We start from the raw sequence: 12,487 nt of genomic DNA on the forward strand, positions 1-12,487 counted from the left end.
AGGCGGCGGTCGCGCGTACACTGCCCGGCCGCCCGCGACCACGGGCAACTCCTCGGCCACCCGGCCACGTTCCGCACGATTCCAGCCACCGACTCCTCGCCGACTCTTGACCTGACCATGTCATGAGCCGACGATGAGCGGCACCCCGCACGCCCGGCACAGCAGGCGCACAGACACGGCAGGTGCGCAGGCACGAGCAAGGCGCACGAACACGGCAGGCGCGCGTGCGACAGCAAGGCGCACAGACACGGCAAGCGCGGCTGCACGAGCGAAGCGCGCAGACATGGCAAGCGCAGCACCAGCAAGCGGACAGCACGTCGCACGAAAGCACCACCCCCCGCTCCACTCCCCACACGTCCGGCGACCCCGGACATCTGGAGAACCGAGGAGATCTCTCATGCGACTCCGCATACGCGGCTCAGGCACCCGCGGCTCAGGCGCCCGCGGCGGCAGACGAACCGCCGCCCTCGCCGCCCTCATGGCCCTCGCCCTCGCGGCACCGGTCTCGGCGACGGCCACGAACGCGGCGGCGGGCAGCGCCCCGAAGGCGGCCGCCGGCGTCGACGACATCCGCCAGTACGAGATCCACGTCCCCCACAGCACGCCCCAGTCGCGCACGGCGATCGCCGCGTCCGGCGTGAGCGTCGACGAGGCCAACGAGGAGACCGTCGTCGTCTCCGGCCGCGCGGACCAGATCAGGAAGCTGCGCGCGCAGGGCTACGAGGTCGCGCCGGTGGGCGCCGCGCCGGACCGCACCGCCGAGGGCGAGGTGCGGCTGCACGACTTCCCGTCGGCCGACTCGCGGTACCACAACTACGCCGAGATGACCGCGGAGATCGACCAGCGCATCGCGGCCTACCCGAGCATCATCAGCAAGCGGGTGATCGGCAAGTCGTACCAGGGCCGGGACATCGTCGCCATCAAGGTCAGCGACAACGTCGGCACGGACGAGGCCGAGCCCGAGGTGCTGTTCACACACCATCAGCACGCCCGTGAGCACCTGACCGTGGAGATGGCGCTGTACCTGATCCGCGAGCTGGGCGCCGGCTACGGCACCGACTCCCGCATCACCAGCATGGTGAACAACCGCGAGATCTGGATCGTCCCGGACCTCAACCCGGACGGCGGCGAGTACGACGTCGCCACCGGCTCCTACCGTTCGTGGCGCAAGAACCGCCAGCCCAACTCCGGTTCCTCGTACGTCGGTACGGACCTCAACCGCAACTGGGCCTACCGGTGGGGCTGCTGCGGCGGCTCCTCCGGCTCGACGTCCTCCGAGACCTACCGGGGCGCGGCCGCCGAGTCGGCGCCCGAGGTGAAGGTCGTCGCGGACTTCGTGCGCAGCCGGGTCGTCGGCGGCAAGCAGCAGATCAAGGCCGGGATCGACTTCCACACGTACAGCGAGCTGGTGCTGTGGCCCTTCGGGTACACCACCGCCGACACCACCACCGGGATGACGGCGGACGACCGCAACGCCTTCGCGACAGTGGGCCGTTCGATGGCCGCGAGCAACGGTTACACGCCCGAGCAGGCGAGCGACCTGTACATCACGGACGGGTCGATCGACGACTATCTCTGGGGTACGCACAAGATCTTCTCGTACACCTTCGAGATGTACCCGGGCTCGGCCTCCGGGGGTGGGTTCTACCCGCCCGACGAGGTCATCGAGCGGGAGACCGCCCGGAACAGGGACGCGGTGCTCCAGCTTCTGGAGAACGCGGACTGCATGTACCGGTCCATCGGCAAGCAGGCCCAGTACTGCAGCTAGGACCTAGTCGGCCTTCGCGGTGTCCTCGGCCTTCTCGGTGCCGTCGGCGTCCTTGGTGTCGTCGACGTCCTCGGCTTCGTCCTCGAAGTAGGCGTCCAGCACCGCGTCCAGCTGCTCGTCCCACTCCTTGAAGCGCCCCCTGGCCGTCGCCTCGATCTCGATCGGGTACCAACGGCGGTCAGGGGTGTGCACCGTGATGGTGAACCGCTTGCCGAAGCGCGGGGACTCGGTCTCGACGGCGCCGATCTCGTCCCAGCGGAACTCGCACTCCTCCTCGTCGAGGCGGAGGCGGACGCCCCGGGCGTCGGCGACGATCCGCGCCCGGCGGTCGGCGGCCTCGAAGACGGGACCGTCCGGGATCTCCTCCTCCGCCTGCTCCTCGTCGGCGTCGGCCGGTTCGGCGTCGGAGTCGGCGTCCTTCCGGACGACCGCCTCGTCGTCCGCCGCCTTCGCGTCCGCCGCCTTCGCATCCTCCGCCTGCGCGTCTTCCGCCTTCGCGTCCTCCGGCTCGGTGGTCACGGGCGAGGTGAGCCCGGGGATGAATGCCGGGTCGAATCCGGCGCCCTCCAGGGGCTTGCTGCTCGAACCTATGCGCTGCTCCACAGCGGGCAGTATGGTCGACGATCCTGTGCCGAGAACAGTGGGGCCGGTCAATGCCCGTCAATGGCCCTCATCGGCCGTCGTGGGGCCCCATGCGGCAATGGCCCCTCAACGCCCGTCGTGGGGCCCCGTGCCGCAATGGCCCCTCAACGCCCGTGTCGCGGCCCTGCTGCCCATGCCCCTGCCGGGAACCAGGTGCCGTCGGGAAGCGTCGTGTGGCATGGACACGAAGCGCGAGCATCAGGGATGTCAGGGACATCGGGGGGACCGTGAGCGGCGGCGATGGGGATGCTCCCGCACCAGGTTGTTCGAGCGTGGGGGAGCGTGGAGGCGGGGAGCGAGGCCCGGACCGGAACACACGGGTGTCGCCTCCCCGGGGCGAGGACCCGGCCGCCATCGGTCCGTACCGCGTTCTCGGGCGGCTCGGGGCGGGCGGTATGGGACGCGTCCATGTCGCGCGGTCGCCCGGCGGACGGCTCGTCGCCGTCAAGACGCTGCTCGCCGAGGGGCCGGTGAGCGACGCGGACCGCAGGCGGTTCGCGCGCGAGGTGAGCCTGGCCCGGCGGGTGGGCGGCGTCTGCACGGCGAACGTCGTCGACGCCGACCCGGACGCCGAACGGCCGCGGCTGGCCACCGAGTTCATCGCCGCTCCGGCGCTCGACGAGCTGGTGAGCGCCTGCGGGCCGCTGCCTCCCGACGCGGTGCCCTGGGTGGCGGCCGGGGCGGCGGAGGCGCTGCTCACGCTCCACGACGCCGGGGTCGTGCACCGGGACGTCAAGCCGGGGAACATCCTGCTGCCCCCGGACGGCCCCCGCCTGATCGACTTCGGCATCTCGCACGCCGTCGACATCACCCGCACCACCCTCACGCTCGGCACGATCGCCTACACCTCTCCGGAGCAGGCCCGCGGCGAGGAGTCGACGGCCGCGTCCGACGTCTACTCCCTCGGCGCCACCCTCTTCCACCTCGCCACCGGCCGCCCGCCGTACCGGGACACCGGTGACACCCTGCGGCTGCTCGCCCAGGTCTCGCGTGGCGACCTCGACCTGGCCGGGCTGCCGCCCGAGCTGGCTCCGCTGGTCACCGCCTGCCTGCGCGACACCCCCGAACGGCGCCCCGGGCCCGCCGAGTTGCTCGACGAGCTGGCCCCGGTCGTCTCCGCCCGGCAGGGCACGTCCGGCGGCGCGGACTGGCTGCCCGTGCCGTGGCTGCGGCTCATCCGGTCGTACGAGGCGGAAGGGCGCGCCCTGCTGGAAGCGCACCCGCCGGGACCGGCCCCCGCCCCGGCCGCCCGGCGTTCGTCCGGCCGAGCGGGCGACGGCTCCGCCCCGGCGGAACGGGACGGGAGCTCACCGCCGGCCGGGCCGGACAGCACCCCCACGCAGGACCTGCGGACGCGGCCCGTTCCGGCGCCGGACGCGACCCGCCCGTACACCAGGGTCCGGTCCGCGGCCTCCTCGGCGCCCGGCGGCTCCGCGCCACCCGGCGACTCCGGGAGACCCGGCGCCGCCTCGGCCCGTGCGGGCGCCCGAGAACGGGCGAGTGGCCAGGACCGTACGCGTGGCCGCAACCCGGCGCAGGGCCAGGGCCTTACGAGTGGCCAGGGCCGGGCGAGTGCCGGATCCCCCGCGGGCGATCGGGCCAGGGCAGGGACGCGCCCGCGCCCTGGCCGGAACGACGCGCACGCCCCTGCCGCGATCCCGGCGGCCGCTCCCGCGCCGCCCCAGCCGCCGCAGCCGGTGCAGCCGGCGCGGAAGAAGTCCTCCAGCGCCTGGTGGGCGGTGCCGTTGATCGTCCTGTTCGGGCTCTGGTGGTTGAACACGCAGACCGATGATGCGAAGAGTTCGGGCGGCTCCTCCCTCACCACGCCCTCGAACGCGCCGAGCAGACCCGTCTCGGTGTACTCCCCCACCCCGGACCCGACGGAGCAGGCGTTCACCGCCGTACGCGCGGGGGACTGCCTGAACGCCTACGGGACCGGTTACGTCGGTCAGTGGAGCACCGAGGTGCCGAAGCGGGTCGACTGCGACGCGGCGGACGCCTTCGTGCGGGTGACGTCCACGTCCGAGGACTGGGGCTTCGACTGCCCCAACTCGGCGGGCCGAAGCTACTGGTCCCATCACGGCGGCGTCTCGGGCCACACCGTCCTGTGTCTGGAACGCCAGTTCCGCATCGGGCAGTGCGTGCCCGCCCAGGGCACGGACGGCGGCGGCATCCGGCTCGACCTGCTGCGGGTGTGGAACTGCGGGGCGGACACGGTGCCGTCCGGCTACCAGTACATCCTCCAGATCACCGGCGTCCACGAGGGCTCGAACGGCAGGTGTCCGGTGTCGACCCGCTACTGGACGTCGAGCGTGTACGGCGGTCAGGGATACGTCTGCCTGGTCGCGGTGTGAGAACGGCCGGGCGCACGCTCCGCGGACTCCCGGCCCCGGCCGCCCGTAGTTCCGGCTACTCGTCGAGATAGCGCGCCAGGACGAGGTCCAGCCGGGCGAGCCATTGGTCGCGGATGCGGCGGGTGGGGGCGCGGACGTCCACGGAACAGTCGTCCCCTTCGTACGGGCGTACGGTCACGGCGAAACCCCGGCCGAAGCCCGAGGCGGTCGTGATCACGGCGGCGATCTCCCCCCAGGCGAACTCGACCTCGACCTCGCCGACTTGCAGAAGGACGCCGGTCTCGTACACGGCCACGCCCTGGCGGCCGTCGGCCACCGTGAACGTACGCAGCGAGTCGGCCCGCGCCCGCTCGGCAGCCGAGGGTGTGGGAGCGGAGGGTGCGGGAGCCGAGGGTGTGGGAGCGGAAGGTGCGACGGCCGGGGGTGCGGGCGTCGGGGACGCGACTCGGGGATCCGCCGGGCCGCCGGGACCCGCCGGGCCTTCGGGAGGTGCCGGCCGGGGACCCGCGCCCCACGGCTCCTGCCGCGGCGCGTACCGCTTGGGTGGGTACGCGGGAGGGGCGCCCGCTGGTGCGGGTGCGGTCAGCAGGTCCAGGAGGCCGCCGGGGGTGGGCCGGTCCGCCGGGTCCTTGGCGAGGCAGGCGGCCACCACGTCCCGCAGCGCGGCGGGCAGGGCCGTGACGTCCGCCTCCTCGTGCACCGAGCGGTACATGAGGGCCATGGGGGTCCCGTCCCCGAACGGCCGGCCGCCGGCGGCCGCGACCAGGACCGCGCCGAGGGCGAAGACGTCGGCGGCCCCGGTCACGTCCCGGCCCACGGCCTGCTCGGGAGCGAGGAAGCCGGGCGTGCCGAAGGCGTGACCGGTGGCCGTCAGACGGGTGTTCTCCACGGCCCGCGCGATACCGAAGTCGAGGACGCGGGGGCCGTCGGCGGCCATGACGATGTTGCCCGGCTTCAGGTCCCGGTGGACCAGCCCGCACCCGTGGATGGCCTGCAGGGCCTCGGCGAGCGCGGCCCCGAGCCTTCTCAACTCGCCTTCTCCCATGGGCCCTTCGGCCTCCAGCCGGGCGGCGAGGGTGGGACCGGGCACGTATGCGGTGGCCAGCCAGGGCGGGGTGCCGTCGGGGTCGGCGTCCACGACCGGCGCCGTGTGGAAACCGCCGACCCGGCGGGCCGCCTCGATCTCGGCGCGGAACCGGGCCCGGAACGACGGATCGGCCGCGAGCTCGGGCCGCGCCACCTTCACCGCGACGGGCCGTCCGGCGCGCGACCGCGCCAGGTAGACGGTCCCCATCCCACCGGCCCCGAGTTCACGCTCGACGACGTACGGCCCGATCCGCACGGCGGTCACGACGCCCTCCCCCCTGCCGCCCGGCTGCGGGTGGCAGGGCGGCGCCCACAGTATGCCCGTGCTCGGCGTGCCGGGGTCGAGGGGCCGTCAGGCGCTCAGCCGAGCACGGCGAGGGCGTCGATCTCGATGAGGAGCCCGGCGGGAAGGCCGACGTAGACCGTCGTGCGGGCGGCGGGCGGGGCGGTGAGCGCCTGCTCCGCGAAGTACGCGTTGTAGATCTCGTTCATCTCGGCGAAGTGGTCGACGTCCGTGAGGTAGACGCGGATCATCATCACGTCGTCCCAGCTCGCGCCGCCCTCCTCGAGGATCGCCCTGACGTTGGAGAGGGTCTGGAGGGTCTGCTCGCGCAGGGTGGGGCCGGCGGGCGTGGGGGACTTGCCCTCCTCGGCCGGGAGGAAGCCGACCTGGCCGGCGACCTGGAGGATGTTGCCCTTGCGGACCCCGTGGGAGAACTTCGCGGGTGGGGTGGTGTGGGTCTTCGGGGTGAGCGCGATCTTCTCGGTCATGAGGTGGCTTCCTTGATCGGTGTCCTGCCGGAGTACTCGCCGCTGATGTCGTCCGCGGTGCGGCGCACCTGCGGGAGCAGGGTGAGGAGTTCGTCGGCGGTGACGACGACGTTCGGCGCGGACACCGACATCGCGGCGACCACCCGGCCGTCGGCGCCGCGGATCGGTGCGGCGACGCAGTTGACGGACTCCTCGTGGCCACCGAGGTCGGTGGCCCAGCCCTGTTCACGCGCCTTCTCCAACTCCCGCAGGAAGGCGGGGGCGTTGGGTGTGGAGCGGGCGGTGTACAGGGGGTAGTCGAGCTTCTCGGCGACCGCCCGCCGCTCGGGCTCGGGCAGATCGGCGAGGAGCAGCTTGGCGACGGCGGCGACGGTGAGGGCGACCGGCTTGCCGATCCGCGAGTACATCCGCACCGGGTAGCGGCTCTCCACCTTGTCGATGTAGAGGACCTCGCCCTCCTCGTACACGGCGAGGTGGACGGTGTGTCCGCACCGCTCGTTGAGGCGGACGAGGTGGGGGTGGGCGATCTCGCGGATGTCGAGGTTCTCCATGGCCTCCTGGGCGAGGGCGAAGAGGCGGGCGCCGAGGCGGTAGCGCTGGTCGGACTGCCGGTAGACGAGCCCGTGCTCGTGGAGGGTGCGCAGGAGGCGCAGGGCCGTGGACTTGTGGACGCCGAGGCGGCCGGCGACCTGTCCGAGGTCGGCGGGGCCCTCGGCGAGCAGGGGCAGGATGCTCAGGGCGCGGTCGACGGTCTGGCTCATGGGGTGCGTACCTCCTCCGGGGCCGCTGCGGCTCGTGTCCAGCCGGGGCCCAGTCGAAGTCTCCCCCACGCGTCGTCGTCCAGGTCGGCGAGGCGGTCGGCGTGGTCACGGGACGGGGGGACGGCGAGGTCGCCGGGGACGGTGAGGGCGGCGGCGGCCATGAGGTGGCCGTGGCGCAACCGCTGCCGTACGGGCAGCCCGCGCAGGGTGGCGGAGAGGAACCCGGCGGCGAAGGCGTCCCCGGCGCCGACGGCGGCGACGACGTCGACGCGGAGGGCGCGGACGACGGTGGCGGTGCCGTCGGCGTCCTCGAGGCCCTCCGTGTCCTTGTCGAACGCGACGGCTCCGGCCCTGCCCAGCTTCACGACCACGAGCTCCGGCTCGGGCAGCGCGGCCCGGATCGCGGCCGGGCCGTGCAGCCCCCAGGCGGCGCGTGCCTCGTCGGCGCCGACGAAGACGATGTCGGCGCCGCGGGCCAGGTCGAGCAGGACGCGCGGGCCGTCGGCGTCGGGCCACAGCCCCGGCCGGTGGTTGACGTCGAAGGAGACGAGCGGCCGCCCGGGCCGGGGCGCGGTCAGCTCCCGCAGGAGGGCGAGGCAGTCGTCGGACAGCGCCGCCGTGATTCCCGACAGGTGCAGGACACGACCCGCGTGCACCGCCGCCAGATCCACCGTGTCCGCCGACATCGCCGAGGCGGCCGACCCCGCCCGGTAGTACGCCACCTCGTGGGCGTCGGTCGCCCGGTCGCCGGCGGTGCGGAAGTAGACGCCGGTCGGTCGCTCGGGGTCCCTGCGAACGGCGGAGACGTCCACGCCGTGACCGCCGACCGCCTCGACCAGGTGGTCGCCGAACCCGTCGGCTCCCACCCGGCTGACCCACCGCGCCGCATGCCCGGCCGCCGCGAGCGCGCACGCGACGTTGGACTCCGCGCCGCCGATGGCCCGGTCGAAGGAGGGAACGTCGGCGAGGCGGCCGGGCCGGGTGGGCAGGAAGGCGACCATGGACTCGCCGAGCGCGACGACGTCGACGACGTCAGGAGCGTCGCGGGCTCCGGTGGCGGTCACGATGGTCGTAGCTCCTCGGTGGGGTCGCGGCGGCCTCGTTGACCCCGCGTCGGCCGAGATGTTAGACAGCATCCAGCAACATACGCAATGGACGTTGCAAAGTGTGCAACAGACTGGGATCAGGAGGCTCTTGATGAGCAGCGAAGCGCTCGCCCGCCTGGCCGAGGAACGCGTCGACCACCGTTTCAAGGGCCTCCCGCCGGACGCCGACGGCCGCACGGTCGGCGAGCTGGCCGCCCAGGGCCGCAACCTCTTCACCGACGGCTTCACCACCCCGGTCCTCGCCCTCTCCGCCGAGCGCCTGGAACACAACCTCCGGCTCATGGAGACGTACGCGACCCGCCACGGCCTCGCCTTCGCCCCGCACGGCAAGACCACCATGGCGCCCCAGCTCTTCCAGCGGCAGATCGACCACGGCGCCTGGGGCATCACCCTCGCCGTCCCGCACCAGGTACGGGTGGCCCGCGCCTTCGGCGTCCAGCGCGTCTTCCTCGCGAACGAACTGGTGGACCCGGCGGCCCTGCGCTGGATCGCGGCGGAGCTCTCCGCCGACCCGGACTTCCGCCTCGTCTGCTACGTCGACTCCGTGCGCGGGGTGGAGCTGATGGACGCGGCGCTGCACGGCGCCGCCCGCCCGGTGGACGTCGTCGTCGAGCTCGCCGCCGGCGAGGGGGCCCGTACCGGGGTCCGTACGGAGGAGGAGTGCGCGGCGGTCGCGGACGCGGTGGCCGCGGCGGCGACCCTGCGGCTGGTCGGGGTCGCGGGCTACGAGGCCTCGGTTCCGGAGGCGTCGCCGGAGCGCGTGCGAGCCTGGCTACGGCGGCTGGTCGGCCTCGCCGCCGACTTCGACAAGGCGGGGCGCTTCTCCGGTGCGGACGAGATCGTGGTCAGCGCGGGCGGCAGCGAGTGGTTCGACGCGGTGGCCGACGTCTTCGCCGACATCCCCGCACTCTCCCGCCCGGTCCTGAAGTTGCTGCGCTCGGGCGCCTACGTCTCGCACGACGACGGTCACTACCGCAGGCTGACCCCCTTCAACCGGGTCCCCGAGGAGGGCGCCCTGGAGCCGGCGTTCCGGCTGTGGAGCCAGGTCGTCTCCCGTCCCGCGCCCGACCAGGCCTTCGTCAACGCGGGCAAGCGCGACGCGGCCCACGACCTCGATCTGCCCTTCGCCCAGGTGATCCGCCGGGACGGCACGGAGCGTCCCGCCACCGGTGTCTCGGTCACCGCCCTGTCCGACCAGCACGCCTGGCTGCGCACGACGGGCGAGGCGGACCTGGAGGTGGGCGACTGGGTCGGCCTGGGTCTGTCCCATCCGTGCACGTCCTTCGACAAGTGGCAGCTGATTCCGCTGGTGCGGGCGGACGGCACGGTCGTGGACTACATCCGCACTTTTTTCTAAGGGGGTTTTCTAACGCCGCTTCGAGGGCCCCACGGGACCACGGGACTTTCGAAACACGCCCTGGAGGCGGCAAGGGGGCACCGGCATGGAAGACCTCGTCATCCGGGACGCGGACGTCGTCGACGGCACCGGCGGACCGTCGTACCGCGCCGATGTGGTGATCGACGACGGCAGGATCGTCGCGATCGTCCAGGAGGCCGCGGCGGCGGGCTGCCAACGCCCCACGGCGACAAGGGAGCTGGATGCCGAGGGGCTCGTCCTCTCGCCCGGCTTCGTCGACATGCACGCCCACAGCGACCTCGCCCTCCTGCGCGATCCCGACCACAGCGCGAAGGCGGCCCAGGGCGTGACCCTGGAGGTCCTGGGCCAGGACGGCCTGTCGTACGCCCCGGTCGACGACCGCACCCTGGTGGGGGTGCGCCGGGCGATCGCCGGGTGGAACGGCCACGGCGACGACATCGACTTCGACTGGCGGTCGGTGGGCGAGTACCTGGACCGCCTGGACTTCGGTTTCGAGGGCCGGGGGATCGCGGTGAACGCCGCCTACCTCGTCCCCCAGGGCACGGTCCGCGCGCTCGCCGTCGGCTGGGAGGACCGCGAGGCGACACCCGGGGAGCTGGACCGGATGCGGCGCCTGGTCGCGGAGGGGATGGAGCAGGGCGCGGTCGGCCTGTCGTCCGGGCTGACCTACACGCCCGGCATGTACGCCGGGGACGCCGAACTGACCGAGCTGTGCCGGGTGGTGGCGCGGTACGGGGGGTACTACTGCCCGCATCACCGCTCGTACGGAGCCGGGGCGCTGGAGGCGTACGAGGAGATGGTGCAGCTGACCCGGGAGGCCGGCTGCTCCCTCCATCTCGCCCACGCCACCATGAACTTCGGGGTGAACGAGGGCCGGGCGCCCGAGCTGCTGGCCCTCCTGGACGACGCGCTGGCGGCGGGCGCCGACATCACCCTCGACACCTACCCCTACACCCCCGGCTGTACGACGCTCGTCGCGCTGCTGCCGAGCTGGGCGAGCGAGGGCGGCCCGGAGGCGGTCCTCGCCCGCCTCGCCGACGAGCAGACGGCGGAACGCGTCCGCCACGACCTCGAGGTGACCGGCGCCGACGGCTGCCACGGCGTGCCGGTGGACTGGGACACGATCGAGATCTCGGGCGTCGGCGACCAGCGGCTGGCGGACCACGTCGGCCGTACGGTCCGCCAGTCGGCGGCGCTGCGCGGCGAGACCCCCTGGACGACGGCCCGTCGCCTGCTCCTGGAGGACCGGCTGGCCCCGACGATCCTCCAGCACGTGGGCCACGAGGAGAACGTCCGCACGATCATGCGCCACCGCGTCCACACGGGCGGCTCGGACGGGATCCTCCAGGGCGCCAAGCCGCACCCGCGCGCGTACGGCACGTTCCCGCACTACCTCGGCCGCTATGTGCGGGAGTTGGGGGTCCTGTCGCTGGAGGAGTGCGTCGCTCATCTCACCGGGCGCCCGGCCGCGCGCCTCCGGCTGCCGGACCGGGGCCTGGTCCGGGAGGGCTACCGCGCGGACCTGGTGCTGTTCGACCCACGGACGGTCGCGGCGGGCTCCACCTACGACGCCCCGCGCACGCTCCCCAGCGGCATCCCGCACGTCCTGATCGACGGCCGTTTCGTGATCGAGGACGGGCGGCGGACGGACGTGCTGGCGGGGCGGGCGGTCCGTCGCAGTCCCGTGTGACGGACCACCCCTCCGCGTCGCCTCACGGCTTGGGCAGGACGCACCCGCTCGCGCTCAGGTTGAGCTGGTTGCCGGTCGTGAAGCAGGCCGGGAACTGGTAGGTCTCCTGGGCGTAGTTGATGCCCTGGCGGACGGTGACGTTGCCGCTCGCGTCGACCTCGCACGGGTTGTTCACCGTGCAGCTCTCGCCGTCCTCGTTGCCGGTGTTGTTGACGGCGACGACCTTGCCGGTGGCCTGGTCGACGACGGGCGAGCCGGAGGTGCCGCCGATGGTGTTGCAGGAGGAGGTGTAACGGACCGAGTCCTTCCAGGTCCAGTCGCCCTCCTTCATGCGGTACACGAATCCGTCGATGTTGCAGCTGTAGAGCCGCTTCCAGTACCCGGAGGCGACGGTGATCGCGGTTCCGGCGGTGGGGTGCGTGTCCTGCACGGTCAGCGCGTTGATGCCGTAGGAGTTGCGGATCGCGGCGTAGGTGGTGGTGAGCTGGTAGATCGTGGCGTCCGTGTCGGTCATCGTCGAGTAGGCGATCTTGTTCGCGCGCAGGGTCGCCACCCGCGTGCCGGCGGAGTTGAGCAGGCCGAAGGTACGGCTGGAGGCCCGGTTGACGATCACCTGGCCGGGCGCCGGGAAGCCGGTCTCCAGGCAGTGCCCGTTGGTCAGCACGAGCGCCGGGGCGGTGTCCAGGGAGTTCGGGAAGCGCACGACGGAGCCGGAACAGTTGCTGAGCGCGACCGTCCCGGCGAGGGTCACGGCCTGGAGCTTCGGCGAGACGGCCTGGGCGTCCGCCTTCTCCGCCGCCGCGGGAGCCGCGCTCACGGGCGCCGCGACCGCGGGCGCCGCGCCGGCCCCGGCGATCGCCAGGGCGAAGAACGCGGCAACGAGAGGCTTTCTCATGTGGGGGTCCCCTCTTACGACAAGGCGACCGGAGAT

General features: G+C 73.1%; 10 protein-coding genes. 4 read left to right on the forward strand and 6 right to left on the reverse strand.

What is annotated here, in order from left to right:
- Positions 1-397: 397 nt before the first annotated feature.
- Complete coding sequence (locus tag ACPT94_RS06175; protein ID WP_425245292.1) at positions 398-1,768, forward strand: M14 family metallopeptidase; 1,371 nt, start codon at positions 398-400, stop codon at positions 1,766-1,768.
- Positions 1,769-1,771: 3 nt separating this feature from the next.
- On the opposite strand, the gene ACPT94_RS06180 is transcribed toward ACPT94_RS06175, so the two are convergent.
- Positions 1,772-2,371 carry a hypothetical protein gene (locus ACPT94_RS06180; protein ID WP_360350705.1) on the reverse strand — a complete coding sequence of 200 codons (600 nt, stop codon included), beginning with the start codon at positions 2,369-2,371 and terminating at the stop codon, positions 1,772-1,774.
- Positions 2,372-2,730: 359 nt separating this feature from the next.
- On the opposite strand from ACPT94_RS06180, the gene ACPT94_RS06185 reads away from it, so the two are divergent.
- A complete protein-coding gene (locus ACPT94_RS06185) occupies positions 2,731-4,764 on the forward strand; it encodes a serine/threonine protein kinase (protein WP_425245293.1) in 2,034 nt (677 codons plus the stop codon).
- Between the two features lie 55 nt (positions 4,765-4,819).
- Here the strand turns inward: ACPT94_RS06185 and ACPT94_RS06190 are convergent, their stop codons facing one another.
- The 4 genes from ACPT94_RS06190 to ACPT94_RS06205 form a co-directional block, all read right to left on the reverse strand.
- A complete protein-coding gene (locus ACPT94_RS06190) occupies positions 4,820-6,115 on the reverse strand; it encodes a serine/threonine-protein kinase (RefSeq protein ID WP_360350710.1) in 1,296 nt (431 codons plus the stop codon).
- A gap of 95 nt (positions 6,116-6,210) precedes the next feature.
- Entirely contained in the window at positions 6,211-6,621 is a 411-nt protein-coding gene (locus tag ACPT94_RS06195; RefSeq protein ID WP_360350713.1) for a RidA family protein, read from the reverse strand.
- Positions 6,618-7,382 carry an IclR family transcriptional regulator gene (locus ACPT94_RS06200; protein WP_360350716.1) on the reverse strand — a complete coding sequence of 255 codons (765 nt, stop codon included), beginning with the start codon at positions 7,380-7,382 and terminating at the stop codon, positions 6,618-6,620. The genes ACPT94_RS06195 and ACPT94_RS06200 overlap by 4 nt, the downstream gene beginning before the upstream one ends.
- Complete coding sequence (locus ACPT94_RS06205) at positions 7,379-8,446, reverse strand: sugar kinase (RefSeq protein ID WP_360350719.1); 1,068 nt, start codon at positions 8,444-8,446, stop codon at positions 7,379-7,381. Before ACPT94_RS06205 ends, ACPT94_RS06200 begins: the two co-directional genes overlap by 4 nt.
- Positions 8,447-8,579: 133 nt before the next feature.
- Here ACPT94_RS06205 and ACPT94_RS06210 point away from each other — a divergent pair, with 133 nt between their 5' ends.
- On the forward strand, positions 8,580-9,845 hold the full coding sequence (locus ACPT94_RS06210; protein WP_360350722.1) for an amino acid deaminase: 1,266 nt from the start codon (positions 8,580-8,582) through the stop codon (positions 9,843-9,845).
- A gap of 85 nt (positions 9,846-9,930) precedes the next feature.
- Positions 9,931-11,556: an N-acyl-D-amino-acid deacylase family protein gene (locus tag ACPT94_RS06215; RefSeq protein WP_425245294.1), complete on the forward strand. Its 1,626-nt coding sequence runs from the start codon at positions 9,931-9,933 to the stop codon at positions 11,554-11,556.
- 22 nt (positions 11,557-11,578) lie between these two features.
- Here ACPT94_RS06215 and ACPT94_RS06220 read toward each other — a convergent pair whose 3' ends face one another.
- The gene (locus ACPT94_RS06220; protein WP_425245295.1) at positions 11,579-12,451 is read right to left on the reverse strand and encodes a trypsin-like serine peptidase; all 873 of its coding nucleotides are present in this window, start codon (positions 12,449-12,451) and stop codon (positions 11,579-11,581) included.
- Between the last annotated feature and the right edge of the window lie 36 nt (positions 12,452-12,487).

The organism is Streptomyces aurantiaciflavus (genome assembly GCF_049808595.1).
In the GTDB taxonomy this organism is placed as follows: Bacteria; Actinomycetota; Actinomycetes; order Streptomycetales; family Streptomycetaceae; genus Streptomyces.